We start from the raw sequence: 23,789 nt of genomic DNA on the forward strand, positions 1-23,789 counted from the left end.
GGCAGCACATCTGCCTAGATGTCAGTTCCTCGCGTCGAGTCGATGACGGCGCTCAGGGCGTGGCTTTGCGCTACCTTGTCAAGGTCGGCTTGCGAAGAGACGAGGAAACTGCCAATGACCGTAGCCGCCCGATTGGCGCTGATCTCCAGCTCTTCGATGAACATGCCCACTCGGAGCTGATGTAAACGGATCCTTTTTTCAATGCAAATAGCCGCTCTCTGATCCCAACGGACGGTCACGCATACGAATAGAAGCCGTGACCGTGGCATCACATGAACGTTCAAGAAAGTTAACACCGGCCTTAGGATTCTCGGACTGACAGTTTTATGTGCGCAAAATGGATAGAGCCTTCGCAGCTATCGTTGGAGCCCGCTCGAATATGGAAAACGTGGTCGTTGCTGTTTTTAAGTCCACATCGGCAGATGTGGCAGCATGGCTTCTATATTCTGGCGAGGATCATCGGGGAAAACAAAGCCCCCGGCTCGGCAGGGGATATGATCGATTCCAGGCGCCAACTTTAGATTGTTATCACGGAGACACCACTTTCCAAATCTGCCCTTGAGCTTGAGCCTGTCTGACGCTCCTGGCCGGACCCGCGCTGTTACTCGTACGGGCGTCCCTAGATCTACGCCGCCATGTCGCCATTTTACAGGGAATGATGGCTTGCTCCTGATGGGAGCAGAACCGACGACTCAGGTGTCACAAAAGTCATCATTGCCCTTCAAGGGACGCGGCTCTAAATACAGACCCTCGTACCGCATTCAACGAGCTGCTCGACGACATGACAGCAGATACGCCGACAAGGGCGTTACTCCTTACAAAAAGTTCACGGCTGTCGAGTTTCACGACCCTTTAGTCCGCATTTTCATTTGAGGCTGATCCATTCAGTCACGAGGAACTCATTAATGAAACGGCGATATCTATATCGGGCCGGGGTCATGACGAATTTAAAACTGGGTGAAGTCGCGGCGCAAATGAACACCCGGCGCCTAAGCGCAAACAGCGGTTCCGGATCCGTGTTCGACGACAGTTAATTCGTGAAAACAACTGTGCAAAGCAACAAATTTTACAGAATTTCTTAAGCCGGTTTTTTCGAGCCTCTGTTTAGCTGACACTGCATTATAGGAGGGGGATAACTCCGATATGATTCTACAACAGCGACATCCCTCTACCACCATTTTCAAAGCCTTGCGGGGGGCCACGCTCGGCGCGCTGTGCGCCGTGGTCGGCTCCGTTGGTCTTTTACTTCTACTAAACCTGCTGATTCCGGATCGGCCATTTTTGGTCGGATTTGTCGGTGTAGCGCTTACTTCCGCTTTTGTGGCCTTTCCGCTGCTTTTTTCCTTGCAGCTCAACAACAGCGCCATCCGCAAGATGCAGGAAAACGTCACCCAGGCGGCGCGCCACGACAGCGTCACAAACACGCTGAACGGAACCGCGTTTGCCGCAGCCGTCGAGCATTTTATCGATCGGCGCAAACATGCCGCCACCGATGCCGGCGGCATTGTCATCGCCGTCATCGTCGACACGCTCGACGAAATCGGTCGCCGCTACGGGCCGCAATGGGCCGACACCGTGATGCAATCGCTTGCCTTGATCGTCCAGTCCTCGGTTCGTCGTGACGATCTCGTGGCGCGGCTTGCGACCAACGAACTCGGTATATTCCTGCCTGGCGCCACGATCGAGGACGCCCGCGACATCGGTACCCGCGTCCGCACGCGCCTCTCCGAGGCCACCTTCAGCGCCGACGACGCGCCGCTTTCCGTCGCCATCCGCCTCGGTGGCATCTCCTTCAACGGCCCGGCCGACTTCAATCAACTCCGCCAGATCGCCGACCAAATGGCATTTCAGCACGGCGACGAAGAAGAAGACATTCCGATCAGCGTGCTGCCGGCCGCATGAGGCTGGCGACTCTAATCTAATCTTGGGGAAATTACCCGTGGCAGGTCACTACGAGAGCTGTACGCCACTCGACAGCTAATTAATCACGCGATTCAAGATAGCCGATTTTTCGATTGGGAAATGCCGACGCTGACAGGTATGACAGCCGAAGAGCTTAGGATCGTTGCCGACAAATTACCGCGTGAATAGCTGGCTGTGAAAATTTGGCGTGCTTCGATATCCGCGACCGCCATCAGATGATGGATACTTTTTTCCATGCAAGGAAGATTCAACCAAGTCTAATCGTCCTAGTCCGCGTGCACCTCAAAATCTTCTAAATTTGCACCGCTATCAATTTTATCTTTGAGCCACTGAGGCATTCGACCTCTGCCGCGCCATGAGTTTCCTTTGTCGTCTTTATAGATAGCCTTTGAACTAGGCACTTCTCTTGGGGCCTTCCCTAAGCCTGCTTTGGACAACTTATCAAGCTCGTTCAGCTCGGCGAGAAGCTGCGACCTGCGTGTCGAGATGATCTTGTTTCGAGCTGCGACTGCATCAGCAATGATTTCATTCAATTCTTTTAGCGTCGCCTTGGAAAAATCAATTTTCATCTAAACCATTCATTCGTTAATGTGTTTCCACTTTTGGCGTCGATTGCCTCAAGCAGCGTAATGCAATTAAAGCGCATCTGAGCGCTTCACGAGTGCCATTTCCTATAAGACGATTTGCGCTAAATGTAGAGTCTTGTTGGCAATGTTATTGGTTAAAGTTATTCAAATCCAAGATACCACGCTTGAGACACTTAAGAAGCGTTGGGAATCCGCGCAGATATCAGCGGACCGCTATGTGGAGGAACTAGGCCGCCGCGATTGTCCAACTTCGGCCAGCGAGGCAACCAGGCGCTCCCTGGTGGATCGGCTTTGGTCCTAAAGAGCCCAGCAGAGCGCGGTTCGAAAGAGCATTTCCGACAGGGGCGCAATGACCCCGAGGCCCAAACGCAACCATGGTTCAGTTATTGATTTTCGCATGTAAGAGTATCGACTTCTTATGAAGTGCAAACCTGCGCATGACGAGTAAACACTCCCCGACATCATCCCGAGCGATGCACCTATGGCAAAGGCGTGTCTTTAGTGCTATTTCTTGCACACTAAACGACACCGTTATACCAATTGCGGCGAAGTAGGTTTTTATGCAGTTATTTTTTGAAGTGAGAAGAGCGTGACGGAAACAGAAAAGCGACAGCTTGCGCGACTCATCATGATGAAGCTCCTGCTGATTTTCGGCGGATTAACCGCGTTCGCAGCAGTCGCTCTTTCAACAATAAACTGAGAGTCAAAAAGCATTTTTTGACGAGAACTAGACCGCTCCATACCTATGCAAGGCATCGATCTTCCTTGATGTCGGCCGTTCGCCGATGGATTGAGGCCGTCGCCGGTCAGCGTCTTCGGCGCTTAAAACAAAACTACGTCCGCGGGGTTGTGGTGGGCCGTTCAGAAGGGTTGGCCAACCACATGCAAAGGCTGGCTGATTTCAGATATCGCATGCATGAGATTGACGGAGTTGAATTGAGTTCACGCTACTCTAGGAAGCGCGGACCGAACGGCCATAAATTAACTCACTTGATCGCCCACAACTTCATGTGCGGCCTGTAATGTCTCAGTTGAGCGTCGCTGCGATTGCATGCATCATCTCTCGGCCTTGAAAGTGCGGCCGAGATCCGGCCCGGTGCCGAAATAATGTCGAAACACGTAAAATAGCGGGCTCCACCTGCTGGTATCAATATGACGGGTTCCGGCGATGACAATATCCTTGTGCGCGTGGACGCGAAGAACCTTCGCTTCGATGATGGAGAAGGCTTCGGCACGCTCGGGGGGCCATTCCGCGCCAGGAGGATGCGCAGCCACCACCTCCGCCTCGAACTGGATCGGACATTCGGCGATGCGCAGAGGCCGCACGAGGTCGGCTGCCTGCGGCGTGAAGCCAGCCGCATCGAATTTATCGGCTTCGAAACGATAGCCAATCTTTTCCTTGTGCGCGGGAACAGGATCGCGGCCCGTGGTCGGGGCGATCGCCTCGACCTTCGGCCACAGCTCCGGCGACGGGAAATTCAGCACCAGCTGGGGCTCGCGCAGGAGATTTTCGTGACCCTTGCTAGTCGATGTGAGGCCCAGAACGACACGGTCATACAGGGTCCAAACCGAGGACATCGGCGAAATATTCGTCGTGCCGTCAGGGTTGAGGCTCGTAATCAGCACGACGGGAGTGCCGATATAAAGCACGCTGGGCTTGATTTCGATATGCTCGCGATCGCTCTCGGCTGCGTTGAATTCGGCTGTGTTCGTCAACATTGCAACTCTCCTTTGAGAGTTCCAGTGTAGCCGTCATGGAGCTCGAAATAGTTCGGTCGCGGCCGAACTGTCGCTCGACGATGGGCGCGCCTGCCTCATTCCTCAGGCGGCGGCACTATGATCACCGTATCCTCCGCCATAAGCATCCGCCCATCCTGCGCCCGCAGTTCCAGCCGCCGCACCGGCAGCTTTGTAGCTCTGTCGACCAGTGTCACATGCGGCTCATTGGGATCGAAAAAGAAATCTTCGCCCCATTGGCGAAGCGCGACCAGCAGCGGAAACAAGCCCTGCCCTTTTTGCGTGAGCACATATTCCTGATAAGGGCTGCCATCCGAAGCCGGCACGGTATCCATGATGCCGTGAGCGACGAGATTGCGCAGCCGGGCCGAGAGAATGTTCTTGGCAAGCCCGAGGCTCTTTTGAAATTCGCCGAACCGGCGCAGCCCATCGAAGGCATCGCGGATGATCAGCAGCGACCACCAGTCACCGATCGCATCCAGTGGCCGCGCTACCCCACACATTGAATCCTTGTGGCTCACTCTCTTGGCCATGCTGCCCTGCCTTCGCCTGTTTTCATCTCTGCCGTCAAGACCGCGATCAAGCGCCTGTATCCTGAGCTCAATATATTGGTTGCAAACTAAAACCGCAAGAGATACTGAAAGCATGGTTTCAAATTAAAACCACATTAGGAGGACAACTGTGATTTCTGCCAATGAAACATTCGCCGGCACATTCCCCTTCGCACCACATTTCACCGAGGCACCCGGCTTCCGGATGCATTATGTCGACGAAGGACCTCGTGACGGCGAGATCATCCTCTGCCTCCATGGCGAGCCGACCTGGGGCTATCTGTTTCGCCACCTCATCTCGACACTTAACCGCACGCACCGCGTCGTCGTCCCCGACCACATGGGCTTCGGCAAGAGCGAAACACCCACTGGCCGCAGCTATTGGCTACAGGATCACATCGCCAATCTGGAGACCTTCGTGCTCGCACTCGGCCTCACCGACATTACCCTTGTCATGCATGATTTCGGCGGACCGGTCGGCATGGGCTTTGCCGCCCGCCATCCCGAGCGCATCCGCTGCATCATCTCGGCAAACGGCCCGACATCCTTTGGCCAACCGGATGCTGTCGATCGGGCGGTGGCGAACGCCGCCGTATCTCCATGGTTTCAGTGGATCCTCAAGGCCGAAGCCGACGGCACGCTCGAACCGGTGCTCAACAATCTCAGCTACAACATTCTCAGCACGCTCAAGCTCAACGGCTTCGAAAACAACGCCATCATCGACGACACCTGGCTCGAAGCCTATGGCACGCCTTTTGCCACCGCGGCCGAATGCCTTGGCGCGCTCGGCTGGGCCATGGGCTTTGCGACCGGCGCCCACCAATTCGAGATACCTGATCCGGCCGCCGAGCGCATCATCCGCAGCAAACCAGCGCTCGCTATCTGGGGCGAGGCGGACCGGACGCTGCATGCCGAGCATTTCCTGCCGCTCTTTACCGCACTCTTCCCGTCGGCGCCAATCAAGCACCTTCCAGGCGTCGGTCATTATTGCTTCGAAGATGCGCCGGAGACGATCTCAGGTCTGATCGCGGATTTCTTGCAACGGACATGAGGCCATCAGGTCAAGGCAATCGCGCCCAAAACAAGAGAGCGGGAAACCTTCCCGCTTGCGTCCCGTCCGATCTTGCCTCTTTCTTGCCCATGGCGCGCCCAGACAGGACACAAAGGGCAACCACAGACGTCAACAAGGTACCTATCCAATTGGCACTCTCGGCGCTTGTGACGCCGTTCCGCGTGGTTATTCATCCGGCGTTTAAGGCAAAATGACCACGATCGCAAGCCGTTGTCACGACAGCCGAGGACCGCCCGCGCGACGGATGAACGATCCCGTCAACGGCTCCATCTCCTCGTACACGCTGCTCCGCAGCGACATCATCCGCCATCGAAGCATCTGCGCCGCATCGCCGACTCGCCCCTCAATTTCGGGGATACCTGATTAGCCCGTAGGGAGCTATTTCTTACGAGGGAGCAAACTGACGGGAGACATGAATGTATAGCCCTGACGATGAAGCCCAATATCTGCTTGAGACGTTACTGTTCACGTTCAATGTGATCCTCGACAATGAGGAACACCGGCACCGGATCGCCCAAGGTTTTCTGGATGCGAAGCAACTGATAGCCACGGAGTATAGGGACGAGCCCAGAGCTCGACCGGCCGTAGAGGCATGCCTTAGAGAGTTCGCTACCCTCAAGGATGCGAATGATTTTGCTGCGGCAGGGTGGATGATGGCGGCGATCCAGGAGCGGTTGACCGAGCAGGACCTGCCGGAATGGGAAAAGCTTGAAAAGCTTGCAGACAAGGCGGTGTCATTCCTGCCCGTAAAGGAGCACAGTATCCAGTAGCGTAGTCGCCAACCTCATATCCAATGCCCTTTAGCGAAGAAGAAAAAGATACAGGGATGCAGCTATATGGCGAAATCTCGCTCTAGACATTCGCGTGGATTCAAGAATTATCTGGTCGGGGCCACGAAGGGATGACAGACGCGATGGACGAGGATCTTCATCACATTGAACCGGAATGGAAAAGTGCCTTGGCAATTTTTGCTCTGATGCTTGCCTGTATATTTCTGATTGCCGGTCCCTTTTGGCTCTGACGCGCCGTCTCACCCGCATATCCATGCCTTTGAATTTCGCAGCCGCATGAGAGTGAGATGCGGCGCTTTAATGCCCATTAAAGAATTCGGCGTGCAGGATAATTGCGCGAAACTGGCGCCTCGCCACCAAAGTTTCGTTTGAAGCGCCCTAAAATCTCTCTTTTAAAGAGAAGACAACAGAATTTGGAATCGTGCTCAGGGTGGCTTGGTTGTGTTATCATTTAGACAAACAGACCGGATGTAAATCGCGGATATGAGATTTGAATTCCTCGAATCACAAACGTCGAGGTATCCCGGATCTACACCTATGCTGCAGTTCCCCAGTGCAAAGGGCCCGGCCGAAGGCGGACCAAACGAGGGTATCGGCCGGGTCCTCTGAACCGCCGCTTTCGCAAAAAAAGCCCGATCTTAAGTCGGGCTAAGCTTGGTGGGAAAGTATCAAACTGTATCGCCTATCAAGGCTATAGTGGTCTGAAACGAATGCCCTGCCGGTGGGGCCAGGCAGGGCGGCTACGTAGCACTGTTGCGTGAGTCGGGGCCGAACTGGAGTTAGTAACCTGCGCAGAGTGAAAGTATCACCCTGTCGTCGCTTTGTGAATAGGAGAATAGCCTCAGCATAAAGGCAAGTATATCTCACATTACGACTCGCGAGGCAGAAACATAGTTTACATATTACTACGGGCGTTACTCGTTGTCTCACCGTCTGATAGACCCATTTAGATAAAGAGATTTTGACGGATCGCGATACCGTTGCTTCCGAGTGCCTTGGCGCGCTCGGCCGAGTCAAAGGCTATGATCGGCGCCCATCAATTCGAAATATCCGATCTCGCCGCCGAGCGCATCATCAGTAGCACGCCGGCGCTCCCCATTTGAGGCGAGGCAGACAGGAGGCTGCATGCGGAGCATTTCCTGCCGCTCTTTCCGCCCTCTTCCCGCCGGCGCCCATCGAGCGCCTCCTAAGCGTCGGCCCTTATTGCTTTGAAGTTCCCCAGAAATCACCTCGAGCCTGATTGCGAACTTCCTGCGGCGGAGCTGGGCGGCACGATCTCAAAAGTTGAAACTAAAGAGCGGAGGGCCATCCGCTCCGGCAGCCGGCAATGCCGTATCGGCACAGCCTCTTTCATCATGGCGGATCTCGCCCAACCACAAGCCGGCCGATACGGAACTTGGCAGCAGGCCGATTGACATTCGGTATCGTTGTGACACCGTTCCGCGTGATTGCCGACCCACCGTACCGAGGCAAAATGACAAAGCGATCGCAAGCCGTTATCACCACAGCCGACGAACGCCCGCGCGACGGATGGAACGATCCCGTCCACGGCTCCATCTCCTGGCACACACTGCTCAGCAGCGACATTACCCCCACCGACAGCATGAGCGCCGGCATAGCCGAACTAGCCCCCGGCGGCGAACTCAAGCTGCATCGCCACGACGCATCGGAAATCTACTTCATCTTCGAAGGAACCGGCATCGTCCGGATCGACGGCCAGGAAACAACGGTCAAATCAGGCACAACCGTTTTCATCCCCGGCAACGCCGAGCACGGCATCCGCAACGAATCGTCAGCCAATTTGAAATTTTTCTATGTGTTTCCGACGGGATCGTTTGCCGACGTGGTTTATCGGTTTCCGGGGAGTTGAGGCGTTTCGGGCTATTGCGGCTGCCTGTTCAGTTCGCTTGAAAGTGACCGATAGCCAAAATGGCGGAGAGGGTGGGATTTGAACCCACGATACCCTTGCAGGTATGCCGCATTTCGAGTGCGGTGCATTCGACCACTCTGCCACCTCTCCGGTTATGCTGGTCGGCGCTGTTCTGCGCGGAGGGCTACATAGCGAGAGACGAAGAGGATAGCAAGGGCGAATATGAAAGCTTTTCATCCTTTTGCCTTGACAGATCAGGGGCGCTTATATATCCCGTGCGACGCAATAGGTGTGGATAAGTCCGCGCCTTGCCAGCCCTGCTTCGCGCAGGGTTTCACCGGCAGAACTTTTTGAAGGCTCAAGCCTTTGAAATCCCTGCTAAGTTTCGACTGATAAAAAGACGGCCGCTCACCCTCAAGGCGAGAGAGCCGGAACGAACATGAAAGGATAAAAAATGTTCGCAGTCATCAAGACCGGCGGTAAGCAGTACCGTGTGGCAGCCAACGACGTGCTGACCATCGAGAAGCTCGAAGTCACCGCCGGCGGCACCGTAGAATTCACCGAAGTCCTCGTTATCGGCGAAGGCGCCGACGCTGCGATTGGTGCTCCCTTCGTCAAGGGCGCTTCCGTCAAGGCCGAAGTGGTCGAGCACAACCGCGGCAAGAAGGTCATCGCCTTCAAGAAACGCCGTCGTCAGAACTCGAAGCGTTCGCGCGGCCATCGCCAGCATCACACTGTTGTCCGCATCACGGACATCGTGGCTGCCAAGTAAGTAACGGGATCAAGGTTTAAAGGAGAACTCCAATGGCACACAAAAAAGCTGGCGGTTCCTCGCGCAACGGTCGCGATTCCGAATCCAAGCGCCTTGGCGTGAAGAAGTTCGGCGGCGAAGCCGTCATCGCAGGCAACATTATCGTGCGTCAGCGCGGCACGCAGTGGCATCCGGGTTCCAACGTTGGCCTCGGCAAGGATCACACGATTTTTGCGCTTACGGCGGGCAACGTGAACTACCGTACGAAGGCCAATGGCCGCGTGTACGTGTCTGTAATGCCGAAAGCGGAAGCAGCGGAATAAGCCGGTAGCGCTCTAAAACAGCCGGCGTCTCATCGACCCGGCTGACGCTACAAGGTTCAGTCAAGAAAAAAGGGGAGATGGGGCGCCATCTCCCCTTTTTCTTTACCCTCAATCAAGGAGGACTGAACCATGCAAGGCGAATTGTTAAGGGAAGACCAATCAAGGTCTCCCGAAGAACGGCTGAGGCCGGATAGGTTAAGGACCGATTGCCCCGTCTTACTGTCGGAAAGGCTCGTTCTGCGCGCGCCCCACGAAGAAGACATCGACGCCCTTGCCCATCTCGCCAACAACGCCAATGTCGCCACAATGGTATCGCGTATGCCGCACCCGTATACGACCGCCGATGCCGCCGATTTCGTGCGACGCACGAAGCTTGGCGAGATTGGCAAGTGCGTCTATGCCATTACCAAAGCCGACAACGGCGCCTTTCTCGGTTGCTGCGGGGTAGAGCCCACGGGCGATCCAAACACGGTCGAGATCGGCTACTGGCTGGGCGAACCCTATTGGAACCGGGGCTACACCACGGAAGCGGCCCATGCCCTTATCGACATGGTCTTCCGCACGCGTGAGAACGTCGCGCAGATCGATGCCCGTTGCCGGGTAACGAACGTTGCATCGAGGCGTGTCGTCCAGAAGTGCGGCTTCCAGTTCCAGGGATCCGGCCTTGCCGCGTCGCTGGCGCTCGGCAGCACCGTGCCGGTCGAATGGTACAGGCTCGACCGCAAGACCTGGATCTCGCTGCGCAGCTGGGGAGGCATGAGATGAACGCTCTCGCCCTCACCCGCCGTGACGCCAGGATTCTGATGCCTGGGCCAACGCCGGTCATCCAGACCGGCCGACTGACGCTGCGTCCGCACCGGCTCAGCGATGCCGATATGATTGCGGAATCGCTTTCGGATTTCGCCGTCACCCGCATGCTGGCCCGCGTTCCCGCGCCGTATGACAGGCAGGATGCGCTCGACTGGCTGGTCGAGCACACCTCTGGCCTCGGTGTCGATTGGGAGCTCGCCATCACCGAGCGGGATGATGCCCACATCGGCTGCGTCGGCATCGAGCTTCGCCACGACCGCTGGCACCTCGGTTACTGGCTGAACCGCTTCTACTGGCGGCAAGGCATCATGACCGAAGCGGTCAAGGCTTCGCTCGAACGTTTTGCCCGCCGCATGCCCGAAGTCGCCGTTCATTCCGGCGTCTTCGCCGACAATCCGGCATCCTTGAAGCTGCAGCAGAAGCTCGGCTTCGAGATCACAGGTTGCTCGGAGATCTACAGCTTTGCCCGCAACACCATGGTTCCGCATATCGAAACCGTGCTGAAACCGGGCGCGCTGCGGCTCTCGCATGCGGCCTAAGGCCCTGAAAATCGGTCATCGCCGGCCAAACCGGCGATGACCGTCATACCAATCATGCAGTTCCGCCCCTTTATGGCACTGGAGCAGCACGATATTCTTTGACCTCAGCCCGAAGCGCCTATATCGAAGGCGACATGACGGGCAAACGGCCGCCCGATGCGTCTTTTGGATGCAGAGCGAGCGGCACATATTGAAAAGAGCGCATAGGCTTTTGTGAATCCCATTCGATCCGAAGGGATATGCGCGACACCGAGTGACGGACGTAAGATGAAATTTCTCGATGAAGCAAAAGTCTATATTCGCTCAGGCGATGGCGGCGCGGGCAGCGTCTCCTTCCGCCGCGAGAAGTTCATCGAATTCGGCGGCCCCGATGGCGGCGACGGCGGCCGTGGCGGCGATGTCTGGGTCGAGGCCGTCAACGGCCTGAATACGTTGATCGACTTCCGCTACCAGCAGCATTTCAAAGCCACGATCGGCACGCACGGCATGGGCAAGAACCGCGCCGGCGCCAAGGGCGAAGATGTGACGCTGAAGGTGCCTGTCGGCACGCAGATCTTCGAAGAGGATGGCGAGACCCTGATCTGCGACATCACGCAGGAAGGCCAGCGTTTCCGCCTTGCCGCCGGCGGCAATGGCGGTTTCGGCAACGCCTATTTCAAATCCTCGGTCAACCAGGCGCCGGATTGGGCCAATCCCGGCCTGCCGGGCGAAGAAAAGACCATCTGGCTGCGGCTGAAGCTGATCGCCGATGCCGGTCTTGTCGGTCTGCCGAATGCAGGAAAATCGACTTTTCTCGCCGCCGTCAGCCGTGCACGGCCGAAGATCGCCAACTATCCCTTCACGACGCTGCATCCCAATCTTGGTGTTGCCACCATTGATGGCCAGGAGTTCATTCTCGCCGACATTCCCGGCCTGATCGAGGGCGCTCATGAAGGTGTGGGCATCGGCGACCGTTTCCTCGGCCATGTCGAGCGCACCCGCGTGCTGCTGCATCTGGTTTCCGCCCAGGAGGAAAAGGTCGGCAAGGCCTACAAGACCGTGAAGCACGAGCTCGAAGCCTACGGCAACAGTATCCCCGACAAGCCTGAAATCGTCGCTCTCTCGCAAATCGACGTGGTGGACGAAGAAACGCTGAAGAAGAAGACGCGCGAATTGGCGCGGGCCTGTGGCAAGACGCCCTTCCAGATTTCCGCCGTCACCGGCCGCGGCATGACGGAAGTGCTGCGCGCGCTGCGCGACGTCATTGTCGAAGCCAATGCCGGCGAAGCGGACAAGCCGGCAAAGTCGCCGAAAGTGCGGCACCGCGACATGCAGGCCGCCGACGATGAGGCCGCTGACGAACGTCTTAATGAAGACGGGGATCATCAGGGATGACTGCCCGCAAGCCGCTCGACCGCTACCGCCGCATCGTCATCAAGATCGGCTCCGCTCTCCTGGTCGATCGCAAGACCGGCTTGAAGAAATCCTGGCTCGACGGCATGTGCGCCGATATCGCCGCATTGAAGGCCAAGGGCATCGATATCCTTGTGGTTTCCTCGGGCGCAATCGCGCTTGGCCGCTCCGTGCTCGACCTGCCCTCCGGCGCGCTGAAGCTGGAAGAAAGCCAGGCGGCGGCGGCCGTCGGCCAGATCTCACTTGCCCGTGCCTGGTCGGAAAGCCTGTCGCATGACAATATCGTCGCCGGCCAGATCCTGCTGACGCTCGGCGATACCGAGGAGCGCCGCCGTTATCTGAACGCCCGCGCCACCATCAACCAGCTCCTGAAGATCGGCGCCGTGCCGATCATCAATGAGAACGATACGGTCGCGACCAGCGAAATCCGCTATGGCGACAATGACCGCCTCGCCGCCCGCGTCGCCACCATGACCGGCGCCGACCTTTTGGTGCTGCTGTCTGATATCGACGGGCTCTATACAGCGCCGCCGCATCTGGACCCACAGGCGAAATTCCTCGATACGATCGGCGAAATCACGCATGAGATTGAAGCTATGGCCGGCGGTGCCGCCTCGGAACTCTCGCGCGGCGGCATGCGCACGAAGATCGATGCCGGCAAGATCGCGACCGGCGCGGGCTGCGCCATGATTATCGCATCGGGCAAGACCGACCGGCCGCTGAACGCGATCGAAAGCGGCGCCCGCTCCTCCTGGTTTGCGCCGTCAGGCACGCCCGTCACCGCCCGCAAGACCTGGATTGCCGGGCAGCTACAGCCGGCCGGCGAATTGCATGTCGACGATGGCGCAGTCACCGCACTCGGCGCCGGCAAGAGCCTGCTGCCCGCCGGCGTGCGCAAAGTCGTCGGCCATTTCGGCCGCGGTGACACCGTCGCCGTCATCGGCCCGTCTGGCCGCGAGATCGCCCGCGGCCTCGTTGGCTACGATGCCGAAGAGGCGCGCCAGATCACCGGCCGCAAGTCGGCTGAGATCGAGGCAATCCTTGGCTATGCCGGCCGCGCCGCCATGGTGCATCGCGACGACCTCGTCATGACGTCATCCGTCAAGACAAAGGCCGAGAAATCGAAGAAGGACGAAGCTCATGCTTGATACTGTCGCCCAAAGCCCCGACATCGACGCGCTGATGAACGATATCGGTCGCAAGGCCCGGGCTGCGTCGCGACCGTTGGCCTTTGCTTCGACTGAGAGCAAGAACAAGGCGTTGAATGCCATGGCGGACGCCATTCTGGCCCGCAAGGATCACATCCTCGCTGAAAACGCCAAAGACCTGAAGGACGTCGAAGGCACCGATATGCTCGCCTCCTTCGTCGATCGCCTGACGCTGAACGACAAGCGCGTCGCCGAGATGGCCGAAGGCATTCGCGCCATCGCGGCCCTCGCCGATCCCGTCGGCGAAGTCATTGCCGCCTGGGACCGCCCGAACGGCCTGAAGATCGAGCGCGTCCGCACGCCGCTCGGCGTCATCGGCGTCATCTTCGAAAGCCGGCCGAACGTGACGGCCGATGCCGGCGCACTGTGCCTGAAGGCCGGCAATGCCGTGATCCTGCGTTGCGGCAGTGATTCGCGCCGCTCCTCGCAGGCAATCCATGAGTGCCTGGTCGAGGGACTGAAGGCGGCAGGCCTGCCGGAACACGCAATCCAGCTCGTACCTGTCAGCGATCGCGCCGCCGTTGGCGCCATGCTGCGCGGCCTCGAAGGCAATATCGACGTTATCGTGCCGCGCGGCGGCAAGAGCCTCGTGGGACGCGTCCAGACCGAGGCGCGCGTGCCGGTGTTTGCCCATCTCGAAGGCCTCTGCCACATCTATGTCGATGCTTCGGCCGATCTGGAGATGGCGAAATCCATCGTCGTCAACGCGAAGATGCGCCGCACGGGCATCTGCGGTGCCGCCGAAACGCTGCTGGTCGACAAGAAGGTCGCTTCCACCCACCTGAAGCCGCTGCTCGACGGCCTTGCCGTGGCAGGCTGCGAAATCCGTGCTTCGGCTGACGTGCTGAAGCTTGCACCCGGTCTGAAGGCGGCGACCGAAGAAGACTGGACGACCGAATATCTGGCCGCAATCATCTCGGTGGCGCTGGTTGACGGTATTTCCGGCGCAATCACCCATATAGACAGATATTCGTCGAACCATACCGAGGCGGTGATCGCCGAGGATCCGGCCGTTGTCGAACGCTTCTTCACCGAGATCGATTCGGCGATCCTGCTGCACAATGCGTCGACGCAATTTGCCGATGGCGGCGAATTCGGCATGGGCGCGGAAATCGGCATCGCCACTGGCAAGATGCATGCGCGCGGGCCTGTCGGCGTCGAGCAGCTCACTTCCTTCAAATATCGCGTTCGCGGCACCGGACAGATACGGCCCTGACGTGCTGAAAGAAGAGATCGATCAACGCTATCTGCGCATGCCCCATGCCGAGCGCGACATGGTGGTCGGTCTTTTCGGCGGCTCGTTCAACCCGCCGCATGAAGGCCATGCACTCGTCGCCGAGATCGCCATCCGCCGGCTGGGCCTTGATCAGCTCTGGTGGATGGTAACGCCAGGCAACCCGCTGAAGAGCCGCAATCATCTGGCGCCGCTTGCCGAGCGCATCGCGCTCAGCGAGCAAATCCTCCACAATCCGCGCATCAAGGTGACAGCATTCGAACAGACGCTGGGCATGAGCTATACGGCCAATACGCTGGCGCATGTGAAGGCGCGCAACCGCCATGTCCACTTCATCTGGATCATGGGCGCCGACAGCCTGAACACGTTCCATCGCTGGCAGAAATGGGAAGAGATCGCTCGCACTTTCCCGATTGCCGTCATCGACCGGCCGGGATCGACGCTCTCCTATCTCTCGGCCAAGATGGCAAAGACCTTCCACTACGCCCGCGTCGATGAGGATGATGCCCGCGTGCTCTGGAAGAAGCGGGCGCCGGCCTGGACCTTCATCCACGGACCACGCTCAACGCTCAGCTCGACCGCCTTGCGAGCCGCACAATAATTCCGCCAATTTTTCGGGAAGCCTGGAAAATAAAAAGCCCGACGCGGGAGGAGGTGCGTCGGGCTTTTGAACCTGATCAGCAACTGGGAGGAGGAGAGTTGCTGATCCATATCGAACGGCATTGGGAGGAGGAGATCGCCGTTTCGATGATTATGTTTTACCAGATTTTACCGAATGATAAATGGGCGATTGCGCAATGCAGCAATGCATATGACGCATGACTGCGGAAATTTTCTGCCCAAAAAACGCTTCTTTTGCGGATTTCTCCCTGTCTGATTTTCAGTGTGGGACTTAATTCGGCGAAAGAATGGCGCGAGATCGCACGGATCGTAACGTTACGTCTTGCTTCGTGAGCGTTCGCCAATCCGCTGGGCAAATTCAGTCATGCATTTTTGTAATGCCCCAAACCGTTCATATGCGCTGCGCCACGGAAAATCCATAGAATTCGTAGGCTTACGCGATCATATCGCGATGTATTTTTGCAAATACATCCCCTAGCCAAGCCTCACGTGCCGTTATATCTCTCAAAATATGTCGACATCCTTGGGGAGAATTAACATGACCACCAGCCGACGCCAATGGATCAAGCTTGCAACCGCCGCAGCATCAGCCGCATGGCTCGGCCTTTCAATCATTCCGACGCCGGCCTTCGCCGCGGATAAGATCGTGGTCTTTGCTGCCGCCAGCATGAAGAACGCGCTCGACAATGCCGACGCCGCCTTCACCAAGGAAACCGGCAAAGAAGTCACCGTCTCCTACGCGGCGAGCGGACCGCTTGCAAAACAGCTTGAAAACGGCGCGCCGGCCGATGTTTTCATCTCCGCCGACACCAACTGGATGGATTATGTCGCCGGCAAGAAGCTGATCAAGGACGACAGCCGCGTCAACCTGCTGGGTAACAAGCTCGTTCTCGTCGCCGCCAAGGACAAGGCGAAGCCGATCGAGATCAAGCAGGGCTTCGATCTGGCTAACCTGCTCGGCGACGGCCGCCTGGCGATCGGCCAGCCGGAATCGGTTCCGGCGGGCAAATATGGCAAGACGGCACTGGAAAAGCTCGGCATCTGGGCTTCCGTCGAAAAGAAGGTTGCCGGCGCTGAAAGCGTGCGTGCTGCCCTCGCTCTAGTTTCGCGCGGCGAAGCGCCCTATGGCATCGTCTATCAGACCGACGTCTCGGCCGATCCGGGCGTTGCCGTCGTCGGCACCTTCCCCGCCGACAGCCACCCGCCGATCGTCTATCCGATCGCCATCACCAGCAGCAGCAAGAACCCGGACGTACAAGCCTATTTTGACTATCTGAAATCGGCTAAGGCTGTTCCCTTCTTCGAGCATGAGGGCTTCACCATCCTGAAGCAGTGAGCGTCATTGCCGTTGATTGGGCAAGGAAGGTTCAATCCTCAGGCTCGCCGGCCGTGGCGAGCCTGAGATGTTTAAAGGGGCGGAATTTGGACGCGTTGGGTTTGAGCAGCGACGAATGGACAGCCATAGAGCTGAGCCTGCGCGTTTCCATCGTCGCCATGCTGGTGAGCCTGCCCTTCGGCATCGGCGCGGCACTTCTGCTTGCCCGCGGGCGTTTCTGGTGCAAATCGATCCTCAATGGCTTCATTCACCTGCCGCTGATCCTGCCCCCTGTCGTCACCGGCTTCATCCTCCTCATCCTCTTCGGCCGCAAGGGACCGATCGGTGCATTATTCGAGCAATATCTCGGCCTCGTCTTCTCCTTCCGCTGGACGGGCGCCGCGCTTGCCTGCGGCGTCATGGGCTTTCCGCTGATGGTCCGAAGCATTCGCCTGTCGGTCGAGGCAGTCGACCGCAAATTGGAGGAAGCCGCCGGCACATTGGGCGCCAGCCCCATCTGGACCTTTGTGACCGTGACGCTGCCGCTGATCCTGCCCGGCATCATCGCCGGCATGATCCTCTCCTTCGCCAAGGCCATGGGCGAGTTTGGCGCCACCATCACCTTCGTCTCCAACATTCCCGGCGAGACCCAGACGCTATCGTCTGCCATCTATACCTTCACCCAGGTTCCAGGCGGCGATGCCGGCGCCATGCGGCTCACGATCGTCGCCATCGTCATTTCCATGGCGGCGCTGCTCGCCTCGGAATTCCTCGCCTATCTTGCCGGCCGCAGGGTGGATTTCGAATGACGCTCTCGGTCGATATCCGCCACCGCCTCGGCGCCTTTTCGCTGGAGGCCTCCTTCACCTCCGATGGCGGCGTGACGGCCCTCTTCGGCCGCTCCGGCTCCGGCAAGACGTCGATCGTCCGCATCATTGCCGGCCTGACCCGACCCGATCACGGCCGCGTCAGCCTCGATGATACCGTGCTTGCCGACACCCACAGGCAGATCTTCGTGCCGCGTCACCGCCGCCGCTTCGGCTATGTCTTTCAGGAGGCACGCCTGTTCCCGCATCTATCCGTGCGGCAGAACCTCAATTACGGCCGCTGGTTCGCACCCAGGAGCGAGCGCAACGAGAGTTTTGATGGCGTCGTCGATCTGCTTGGTATCGCCGCCCTGCTCGATCGCCGGCCGGCAAAACTCTCCGGCGGCGAGAAACAGCGCGTCGCGATCGGCCGCGCCCTGCTCTCTTCGCCGCGGCTCCTGCTGATGGACGAGCCGCTTGCGGCGCTCGATGAAGCCCGCAAGGCGGAAATCCTGCCCTATCTCGAACGCCTGCGCGACGAGACGAAGATCCCGATCATCTATGTCAGCCACTCCATCGCCGAGGTGGCGCGGCTCGCAAACCGCGTCGTCGTCATGCGCGACGGCAAGGTCGAGACGATCGGCGCCGCCGTCGATATCTTCAGCCAGCTCTCCGGCCCGCTGGCGGCGGATCGCCGCGAAGCCGGCGTGCTGCTGGAAGGCCGCGTCGAGGCGATCGACGATAACAATCATCTCACGGTCGTCGCCCTGAAGGCGGCAAGACTGATCGTACCGGGAAAGGCAGCCGCGATCGGCAAAACGGTGCGTGTCCATATTCCCGCCCGTGACGTCATGGTGGCGACGACGCGGCCGGAGGGTCTCAGCGCCCTCAATATCCTCGACGGCGAAGTGCTGGGGATCGGTGCGGCCGCGGACGGAACGGCAGAGATCAGGATCGATTGCGGCGGCGACGCGGTGCTTGCACGCATCACGCAATTCTCCGCCGAGCGGCTGGGATTACGCATCGGCCTGCCGATCCATGCGGTCATCAAGACCGTGGCGCTCGAACATTGATCAGGATTTTTCCTGGGAAGCCTTAGCGGGGTTGCGATTGGCTTCGAGCCAGTTCAGGTCATCGGCGATTGCCGCCCGCAGCGTCGTTTCCATGCCACGGAAACGCTGCAGCAACTCCTCACCGAACGGCGTCAGGGCCGCGCCGCCACCCTTCTGCCCACCGCGCTGCGACTCCACCACAGGCTCGCGGAACATATGGTTCAATTCGCTTATGAGCAGCCATGCCCGGCGGTAGGACATGTCCATGGCGCGGCCGGCGGCCGAGATCGAGCCGGTCTCCTGAATATGTTCGAGAAGCTCCATCTTGCCGCGCCCGAGCCGATCCTGCCCCGAAAAACTGATGCGGAGGATGGGCTTCAACGATGGCTGCGGAGTGTCGGTCATGGCACCTGTAACGGTTTGGTCTCAATGGTTTATAGGCGGCTTTCGCGCGCCTGTACATGCCGGGGAGAATGGACGGAAGACGGTAGCGGCCTATCTGATTTCCAATACAACAGCGCACTCCAAACAGGAGTGGCGCGATCTCTTGATCATCGCATGGATGGGAAAAACGATGCCAGCCTATATCATCTCCGATGTCACGGTGAGCGATGCCGGGGCTTTCCAGACCTACCGGACCCGCGCAGCCGCTTCCATAGCCCAATATGGCGGCCGTTATCTCGCTCGCGGCGGCCCGATCGAGCAGTTGGAGGGTGATTGGTTGCCGCAGGCGGTCGTGATCGTGGAATTTCCCGATATCGAGCAGGCAAGAGCCTGGTATCGCTCGCCCGAATATGCACATGCGCTCGACATTCGCGATGAGGCGCTCAGCCGCAACCTCATCCTCGTCGACGGAGTAAACCCGAAGAGCTGATTTTTGGCCATCGCGACGGATATTCACCCATATCTGGTGCAAAAGAGCGCTATTCAGGCACAAATCCTTGTCTTGAACGCCCGAAGTTGAGCGTCTCCGTCTTGAAACCTTAATGCTTTGATGCCTATCTTTATAACGTGATCGACTCAGATCACTCACGTGCATGTTCTGTTACTCAAGGAAGGAAGAGCACTGACAACAGTACACGCCAAGGGAAGAACGCCTGTCGTTATCCCGAAGAGCTCGGAACGTGGCGCCGATGCCGCTGCCCGCGCCCTGCAAGCCGTCCTCGCAAGCCTCGAGGATTCCAAGGCCGAAAATATCGTCACCATCGACATTGCTGGCAAGTCTGCGCTTGGAGACTACATGGTCGTCGTCTCCGGCCGATCGAACCGCCATGTCCTGGCGATTGCCGACCATCTCATGACCGATCTCAAGGACGAGGGCTTCGGCAATGCCCGCGTCGAGGGTCTCGATGGCGGCGACTGGGTGTTGATCGACACCGGCGACATCATCGTTCATGTCTTCAGACCCGAGATCCGTGAGTTCTACAACATCGAAAAGATGTGGGCAGCACCCGATCTCGACGAAGGCACGCTGCACTAGCGGAGCGACCGCATTTTCGGGAAAGCGCGCAGGCGGTTTTCCGTCCAAAATGCGGAATAATCCAAAGGCGCCTTCCCGGCTCCTCTGTGTGCAGGTTTACTGCGCAGCTTTTTGATCGCCGGAGATGAAGCCTCCGGTAAGAGTTTGGTTTTGTGCCGCCATGACGGCGGATATGCGTGGGAGCGGGAATGCGGATAGGTCTTTTTGCGGTGGGACGGCTGAAAGCCGGCCCTGAAAAGGATCTTGCGGCTCGTTATCTCGACCGTTTCGCCAAGGCCGGGCCGGCCATCGGCCTGGAAATGGCACGCATGACCGAGGTTGGCGAAAGCCGCGCCTCCAATAGCGAGACCCGCAAGCGCGAAGAGGCGGGCCTGCTGCAGAAGGCGCATCCCGAAGGCGGTGTCCTCATCCTTCTCGACGAACGCGGCAAGGCGCTCGACAGCGAGGCCTTCGCCGCCATGCTCGGAGCATACCGCGATCAGGGCAAGCGCGACCTGACGATCGCGATCGGCGGCGCCGATGGCCTCGACCCTGCCCTCTACGACAAGGCCGACATGACCATTTGCCTGGGCAAGCTGACCTGGCCGCACCAGCTCGTGCGCATCCTGATTGCCGAACAGCTCTACCGCGCCGTGACCATCCTCTCCGGGCACCCCTACCACCGGGTGTGATTGCTCCACCTGTTTTGAAAACAGTTTGGCTTTCGCCGTTTTTGCGTTAACGAAACGCTCACACAGGCGTGTTTTGATTCCCGCCCTGAAAATGACGATGCTTCCTGGAGCATTTCCAGGAAAAGTGCGCAGCGGTTTTCCGTCCGGAATGCGTAGAGAAACAAGAACATAGAGCGTTTTCGCGATTCGAAGAAAAGCAGAAATGCCCTAGATGATCGCGGCAAATCAGCTTATTTTCGCGTGATCCGAAGGACCAGGCCGAACCGACTGGATGAGAAAAGCCCCGCCCATGCTTTCGCGTATCGTGCTGCCAGCTTTGGCGGCAACGCTCGGCATGGGCGTCTATATGGCAGGCCCTTTCTCTCGGGAGGACGTCGCCGTCGCCCAGGAAGCCGATGCCATCGCGCCGCAGGCACCCGATGATCGTACTTCGAGGACGGCTTCGATCCCGCCGTCCGCACAGGAGGCGCCTGATCCGGCGGCAGACCTTGCACGCAAACGCGACGAAACCCGCACGCAGCTCGATGCACTTTCCAAGACGATCAGTCTTTCCTCCAGCAAGACGAAGGAGCTGGAAGACAGCATCGCCTCGCTCGACAAGAGCACCGCCAGCCTGCGCCAGGCACTGATCGACAGTGCCGCCCGCCGCAAGGATTTGGATCGCAAGATCCAGCAAAGCGAGAAGACGCTAACGAACCTTGCCGTCAAGGAAGGCAAGATCCGCGCTTCTCTGCATGATCGTCGCGCCCTGCTCGCCGAAGTGCTGGGCGCTCTCGAGCGCATGGGCCGCAACCCCCCGCCGGCATTGCTGGTAACGCCGGACGATGCGCTCGCCTCGGTGCGCAGCGCCATTCTTCTCGGCGCCGTCGTGCCCGGAATGCGTAAGGAGACGGACAAGCTCATCGCCGATCTGACCGATCTCAGCAAGTTGCAGGCCGATGCCGCCGCCGAAAAAGCGAGCTTCACCGCCACCATGACCAACAGTCTGGAGGAGGAGCGGCGCATGGATCTGCTGATTGCCGAAAACGACAAGCACAGCAAGGAGAATGCCGCCCAGCTCGAGGCGGAGCGCAAGCGCGCGGAAGAGCTGGCGGGCCAGGCAACCAGCCTGGAAGGTCTCGTCGCCTCGCTGGAAAGCCAGATCGGCTCGGTGCGCGACGCCGCCGCTGCTGCCCGCGCGGAAGAGGCGCGCCGAGCGCAGATGAGCGAACAGCAGCGCGAGCAGGCGAAGGCCCTTGCCGAGAATGGTGTGCCCGATAAAAACCGCATTACGCCCGCATATCCCTTTTCAGACCTGAAGAAAAAGTTGGAGCTGCCCGTGGCGGGCGATATTCTCCGCCAGTTCGGCGACGACGATGGCACCGGCCACACAGCGATGGGACTGACCGTCGCGACCGGCCCTGAAGCACTGGTCACGGCTCCCGCCGACGGCACGGTCGTCTATGCCGGCGCGTTTCGCAGCTACGGACAGATGATCATCTTGGATACGGGCGACGGCTATCACATGGTGCTGTCGGGCATGGACGCGATCAAGACGCGCCCTGGCAGATTCGTCTTCGCTGGCGAACCGCTTGCCACAATGGGCCAGAAAAGAGTCGCAAGCGCGACCGCATTGGCGCTGGAAACAGATCGGCCAACGCTTTACATTGAATTCCGAAAAGATGGAAAACCAGTCGATTCTCGGCCCTGGTGGACCTCCAAAGACACTGGAAAGGCACGCAATGATACGTAGGGCTTCTCTTGTTCTCGTTGGCGCATTGATGGGTGCGACCGCGATGGGCGTTATCTACTCGGCGGTAGCGCCGGCGGAAGCTGCTGGCACTTCCACCTACAAGGAGTTGTCGATTTTCGGCGACGTCTTTGAGCGCGTCCGCGCGCAGTATGTGACCCCTCCCCAGGAAGACAAGCTCGTCGAAGCCGCCATCAACGGCATGCTGTCTTCGCTGGACCCGCATTCGAGCTACATGAACGCCAAGGATGCGGAAGACATGCGCACCCAGACCAAGGGTGAATTCGGCGGTCTCGGCATCGAAGTGACGATGGACAACGACCTCGTCAAGGTCATCACCCCGATCGACGATACGCCCGCTGCCAAGGCCGGCGTCCTTGCCGGCGACTATATCACCGCCATCGACGGTCAGTCCGTCCGCGGGCTGAAGCTGGAAGACGCCGTCGAAAAGATGCGCGGCCCGGTCAAGACGCCGATCAAGCTCACCCTGATGCGTAAGGGCGTCGACAAGCCGATCGAGCTCACCGTTGTTCGCGACGTTATCGCCGTTGCCGCCGTCAAGTCGCGCGAGGAAGGCGGCGATGTCGGCTATATCCGCATCATCTCCTTTACGGAAAAGACGACGCCGGATCTTGAAGCCGCGATCGCTAAGATCAAGAAGGACATTCCGGCCGACAAGCTGAAGGGCTATGTCCTCGACCTGCGCCTCAACCCGGGCGGCCTGCTCGACCAGGCGATCAACGTTGCCGACGACGTGCTCGAGCGTGGCGAGATCGTTTCCACGCGCGGCCGCAATCCGGACGAAACCCGCCGCTTCAACGCCACTCCCGGCGATCTGACCGACGGTAAGCCGATCATCGTGCTCACCAACGGCGGTTCGGCCTCCGCCTCGGAGATTGTCGCAGGCGCCTTGCAGGATCTGCGCCGCGCCACCGTTCTCGGCACGCAGTCCTTCGGCAAGGGCTCTGTCCAGACGATCATTCCCCTGGGCGACGGCAACGGCGCTCTGCGCCTGACGACGGCGCTCTATTACACGCCGTCGGGCCGCTCGATCCAGGGTACCGGCATCACGCCTGACATCAAAGTCGACCAGCCGCTGCCGGATGATCTGAAGGGCAAGCTGACGGCGGAAGGCGAATCCAGCCTACCGGGCCACATAAAGGGCCAGAGCGAGACCGACAAGGGCTCCGGCTCTTCGGCCTACGTGCCGCCGGACCCGAAGGACGATATCCAGCTCAACTACGCGCTCGACCTGCTGCGCGGCGCCAAGACCGATCCGGCCTTCCCGCCGAACCCCGAAAAGGCGGTTTCCTCCAAGTAAGGATTG

Annotated in this window: 24 protein-coding genes, 1 tRNA gene and 1 pseudogene; 20 read left to right on the plus strand and 6 right to left on the minus strand. The window is 58.9% G+C overall.

Annotated features, from left to right (window positions below; genetic code table 11):
* Positions 1-14: 14 nt before the first annotated feature.
* A complete protein-coding gene (locus AC13RM_RS12075) occupies positions 15-269 on the minus strand; it encodes a DUF3391 domain-containing protein (RefSeq protein WP_488555137.1) in 255 nt (84 codons plus the stop codon).
* A gap of 874 nt (positions 270-1,143) precedes the next feature.
* On the opposite strand from AC13RM_RS12075, the gene AC13RM_RS12080 reads away from it, so the two are divergent.
* The gene (locus AC13RM_RS12080; protein ID WP_488555073.1) at positions 1,144-1,902 is read left to right on the plus strand and encodes a GGDEF domain-containing protein; all 759 of its coding nucleotides are present in this window, start codon (positions 1,144-1,146) and stop codon (positions 1,900-1,902) included.
* Positions 1,903-2,189: 287 nt separating this feature from the next.
* Here AC13RM_RS12080 and AC13RM_RS12085 read toward each other — a convergent pair whose 3' ends face one another.
* From AC13RM_RS12085 to AC13RM_RS12095, 3 genes are all read right to left on the minus strand, one after another.
* Positions 2,190-2,492, minus strand: a complete 303-nt coding sequence (locus tag AC13RM_RS12085) for an H-NS histone family protein (protein ID WP_374823903.1) — start codon at positions 2,490-2,492, stop codon at positions 2,190-2,192.
* Positions 2,493-3,566: 1,074 nt separating this feature from the next.
* The gene (locus tag AC13RM_RS12090; protein WP_488555074.1) at positions 3,567-4,229 is read right to left on the minus strand and encodes a flavin reductase family protein; all 663 of its coding nucleotides are present in this window, start codon (positions 4,227-4,229) and stop codon (positions 3,567-3,569) included.
* Positions 4,230-4,324: 95 nt separating this feature from the next.
* Positions 4,325-4,780: a winged helix-turn-helix transcriptional regulator gene (locus tag AC13RM_RS12095; protein WP_488555075.1), complete on the minus strand. Its 456-nt coding sequence runs from the start codon at positions 4,778-4,780 to the stop codon at positions 4,325-4,327.
* Positions 4,781-4,928: 148 nt separating this feature from the next.
* Here AC13RM_RS12095 and AC13RM_RS12100 point away from each other — a divergent pair, with 148 nt between their 5' ends.
* From AC13RM_RS12100 to AC13RM_RS12110, 3 genes are all read left to right on the plus strand, one after another.
* A complete protein-coding gene (locus AC13RM_RS12100; protein WP_488555076.1) occupies positions 4,929-5,849 on the plus strand; it encodes an alpha/beta fold hydrolase in 921 nt (306 codons plus the stop codon).
* Positions 5,850-6,286: 437 nt separating this feature from the next.
* Positions 6,287-6,640: a hypothetical protein gene (locus AC13RM_RS12105; RefSeq protein WP_488555077.1), complete on the plus strand. Its 354-nt coding sequence runs from the start codon at positions 6,287-6,289 to the stop codon at positions 6,638-6,640.
* Positions 6,641-8,072: 1,432 nt separating this feature from the next.
* Positions 8,073-8,531 carry a cupin domain-containing protein gene (locus AC13RM_RS12110; protein WP_488555078.1) on the plus strand — a complete coding sequence of 153 codons (459 nt, stop codon included), beginning with the start codon at positions 8,073-8,075 and terminating at the stop codon, positions 8,529-8,531.
* Positions 8,532-8,591: 60 nt separating this feature from the next.
* Here AC13RM_RS12110 and AC13RM_RS12115 read toward each other — a convergent pair.
* Positions 8,592-8,681, minus strand: a tRNA-Ser gene (locus AC13RM_RS12115).
* 304 nt (positions 8,682-8,985) lie between these two features.
* On the opposite strand from AC13RM_RS12115, the gene rplU reads away from it, so the two are divergent.
* From rplU to modC, 11 genes are all read left to right on the plus strand, one after another.
* The gene (gene rplU / locus AC13RM_RS12120) at positions 8,986-9,303 is read left to right on the plus strand and encodes a 50S ribosomal protein L21 (RefSeq protein WP_004127263.1); all 318 of its coding nucleotides are present in this window, start codon (positions 8,986-8,988) and stop codon (positions 9,301-9,303) included.
* A gap of 32 nt (positions 9,304-9,335) precedes the next feature.
* Complete coding sequence (rpmA, locus tag AC13RM_RS12125; protein WP_004127267.1) at positions 9,336-9,605, plus strand: 50S ribosomal protein L27; 270 nt, start codon at positions 9,336-9,338, stop codon at positions 9,603-9,605.
* A gap of 129 nt (positions 9,606-9,734) precedes the next feature.
* Positions 9,735-10,370 (plus strand): GNAT family N-acetyltransferase, encoded by a 636-nt coding sequence (locus AC13RM_RS12130; RefSeq protein WP_374823979.1) that lies wholly within the window; start codon positions 9,735-9,737, stop codon positions 10,368-10,370.
* Positions 10,367-10,954 (plus strand): GNAT family N-acetyltransferase, encoded by a 588-nt coding sequence (locus AC13RM_RS12135; RefSeq protein ID WP_488555079.1) that lies wholly within the window; start codon positions 10,367-10,369, stop codon positions 10,952-10,954. The genes AC13RM_RS12130 and AC13RM_RS12135 overlap by 4 nt, the downstream gene beginning before the upstream one ends.
* Positions 10,955-11,221: 267 nt before the next feature.
* On the plus strand, positions 11,222-12,328 hold the full coding sequence (gene obgE / locus AC13RM_RS12140) for a GTPase ObgE (RefSeq protein WP_488555080.1): 1,107 nt from the start codon (positions 11,222-11,224) through the stop codon (positions 12,326-12,328).
* On the plus strand, positions 12,325-13,494 hold the full coding sequence (proB, locus tag AC13RM_RS12145) for a glutamate 5-kinase (RefSeq protein WP_488555081.1): 1,170 nt from the start codon (positions 12,325-12,327) through the stop codon (positions 13,492-13,494). The genes obgE and proB overlap by 4 nt, the downstream gene beginning before the upstream one ends.
* Positions 13,487-14,770 carry a glutamate-5-semialdehyde dehydrogenase gene (locus tag AC13RM_RS12150; protein WP_488555082.1) on the plus strand — a complete coding sequence of 428 codons (1,284 nt, stop codon included), beginning with the start codon at positions 13,487-13,489 and terminating at the stop codon, positions 14,768-14,770. Before proB ends, AC13RM_RS12150 begins: the two co-directional genes overlap by 8 nt.
* Positions 14,771-14,807: 37 nt before the next feature.
* Positions 14,808-15,389 (plus strand): nicotinate-nucleotide adenylyltransferase, encoded by a 582-nt coding sequence (locus AC13RM_RS12155; protein ID WP_488555138.1) that lies wholly within the window; start codon positions 14,808-14,810, stop codon positions 15,387-15,389.
* Positions 15,390-15,947: 558 nt separating this feature from the next.
* Complete coding sequence (modA, locus tag AC13RM_RS12160) at positions 15,948-16,745, plus strand: molybdate ABC transporter substrate-binding protein (RefSeq protein ID WP_488555083.1); 798 nt, start codon at positions 15,948-15,950, stop codon at positions 16,743-16,745.
* A gap of 86 nt (positions 16,746-16,831) precedes the next feature.
* Positions 16,832-17,533, plus strand: coding sequence for a molybdate ABC transporter permease subunit (gene modB, locus AC13RM_RS12165; protein ID WP_488555084.1), 702 nt, complete (start codon positions 16,832-16,834; stop codon positions 17,531-17,533).
* A complete protein-coding gene (modC, locus tag AC13RM_RS12170; protein ID WP_488555085.1) occupies positions 17,530-18,603 on the plus strand; it encodes a molybdenum ABC transporter ATP-binding protein in 1,074 nt (357 codons plus the stop codon). Before modB ends, modC begins: the two co-directional genes overlap by 4 nt.
* Here modC and AC13RM_RS12175 read toward each other — a convergent pair whose 3' ends face one another.
* Complete coding sequence (locus tag AC13RM_RS12175) at positions 18,604-18,987, minus strand: winged helix-turn-helix domain-containing protein (protein ID WP_488555086.1); 384 nt, start codon at positions 18,985-18,987, stop codon at positions 18,604-18,606. It lies immediately after the preceding gene.
* Between the two features lie 169 nt (positions 18,988-19,156).
* Here AC13RM_RS12175 and AC13RM_RS12180 point away from each other — a divergent pair, with 169 nt between their 5' ends.
* The 5 genes and pseudogenes from AC13RM_RS12180 (at position 19,157) to AC13RM_RS12200 (ending at position 23,783) form a co-directional block, all read left to right on the plus strand.
* On the plus strand, positions 19,157-19,456 hold the full coding sequence (locus tag AC13RM_RS12180; RefSeq protein WP_488555087.1) for a DUF1330 domain-containing protein: 300 nt from the start codon (positions 19,157-19,159) through the stop codon (positions 19,454-19,456).
* Positions 19,457-19,619: 163 nt separating this feature from the next.
* Positions 19,620-20,062, plus strand: a pseudogene (gene rsfS / locus AC13RM_RS12185) (ribosome silencing factor).
* 188 nt (positions 20,063-20,250) lie between these two features.
* Positions 20,251-20,733, plus strand: coding sequence for a 23S rRNA (pseudouridine(1915)-N(3))-methyltransferase RlmH (rlmH, locus tag AC13RM_RS12190; protein WP_113232775.1), 483 nt, complete (start codon positions 20,251-20,253; stop codon positions 20,731-20,733).
* A 289-nt stretch (positions 20,734-21,022) separates the two neighbouring features.
* Positions 21,023-22,465, plus strand: coding sequence for a murein hydrolase activator EnvC family protein (locus tag AC13RM_RS12195; RefSeq protein WP_488555088.1), 1,443 nt, complete (start codon positions 21,023-21,025; stop codon positions 22,463-22,465).
* Entirely contained in the window at positions 22,455-23,783 is a 1,329-nt protein-coding gene (locus AC13RM_RS12200) for a S41 family peptidase (protein WP_113232777.1), read from the plus strand. The genes AC13RM_RS12195 and AC13RM_RS12200 overlap by 11 nt, the downstream gene beginning before the upstream one ends.
* The last annotated feature ends 6 nt before the right edge of the window (positions 23,784-23,789 follow it).

It is taken from the genome of Martinezella sp. CNPSo 3732 (assembly GCF_057784515.1).

Bases quoted from the DNA above. Each gene is read 5' to 3' on its own strand.
- rplU (WP_004127263.1), top strand. From the start codon at position 8,986: ATGTTCGCAGTCATCAAGACCGGCGGTAAGCAGTACCGTGTGGCAGCC.
- rpmA (WP_004127267.1), top strand. From the start codon at position 9,336: ATGGCACACAAAAAAGCTGGCGGTTCCTCGCGCAACGGTCGCGATTCC.
- AC13RM_RS12155 (WP_488555138.1), top strand. From the start codon at position 14,808: ATGCCCCATGCCGAGCGCGACATGGTGGTCGGTCTTTTCGGCGGCTCG.
- rlmH (WP_113232775.1), top strand. From the start codon at position 20,251: ATGCGGATAGGTCTTTTTGCGGTGGGACGGCTGAAAGCCGGCCCTGAA.
- AC13RM_RS12135 (WP_488555079.1), top strand. From the start codon at position 10,367: ATGAACGCTCTCGCCCTCACCCGCCGTGACGCCAGGATTCTGATGCCT.
- AC13RM_RS12130 (WP_374823979.1), top strand. From the start codon at position 9,735: ATGCAAGGCGAATTGTTAAGGGAAGACCAATCAAGGTCTCCCGAAGAA.
- AC13RM_RS12150 (WP_488555082.1), top strand. From the start codon at position 13,487: ATGCTTGATACTGTCGCCCAAAGCCCCGACATCGACGCGCTGATGAAC.
- AC13RM_RS12090 (WP_488555074.1), bottom strand. From the start codon at position 4,229: ATGTTGACGAACACAGCCGAATTCAACGCAGCCGAGAGCGATCGCGAG.
- AC13RM_RS12085 (WP_374823903.1), bottom strand. From the start codon at position 2,492: ATGAAAATTGATTTTTCCAAGGCGACGCTAAAAGAATTGAATGAAATC.
- AC13RM_RS12080 (WP_488555073.1), top strand. From the start codon at position 1,144: ATGATTCTACAACAGCGACATCCCTCTACCACCATTTTCAAAGCCTTG.
- AC13RM_RS12105 (WP_488555077.1), top strand. From the start codon at position 6,287: ATGTATAGCCCTGACGATGAAGCCCAATATCTGCTTGAGACGTTACTG.
- obgE (WP_488555080.1), top strand. From the start codon at position 11,222: ATGAAATTTCTCGATGAAGCAAAAGTCTATATTCGCTCAGGCGATGGC.
- AC13RM_RS12095 (WP_488555075.1), bottom strand. From the start codon at position 4,780: ATGGCCAAGAGAGTGAGCCACAAGGATTCAATGTGTGGGGTAGCGCGG.
- modC (WP_488555085.1), top strand. From the start codon at position 17,530: ATGACGCTCTCGGTCGATATCCGCCACCGCCTCGGCGCCTTTTCGCTG.
- AC13RM_RS12200 (WP_113232777.1), top strand. From the start codon at position 22,455: ATGATACGTAGGGCTTCTCTTGTTCTCGTTGGCGCATTGATGGGTGCG.
- AC13RM_RS12195 (WP_488555088.1), top strand. From the start codon at position 21,023: ATGCTTTCGCGTATCGTGCTGCCAGCTTTGGCGGCAACGCTCGGCATG.
- modA (WP_488555083.1), top strand. From the start codon at position 15,948: ATGACCACCAGCCGACGCCAATGGATCAAGCTTGCAACCGCCGCAGCA.
- AC13RM_RS12075 (WP_488555137.1), bottom strand. From the start codon at position 269: ATGCCACGGTCACGGCTTCTATTCGTATGCGTGACCGTCCGTTGGGAT.
- AC13RM_RS12175 (WP_488555086.1), bottom strand. From the start codon at position 18,987: ATGACCGACACTCCGCAGCCATCGTTGAAGCCCATCCTCCGCATCAGT.
- proB (WP_488555081.1), top strand. From the start codon at position 12,325: ATGACTGCCCGCAAGCCGCTCGACCGCTACCGCCGCATCGTCATCAAG.
- AC13RM_RS12180 (WP_488555087.1), top strand. From the start codon at position 19,157: ATGCCAGCCTATATCATCTCCGATGTCACGGTGAGCGATGCCGGGGCT.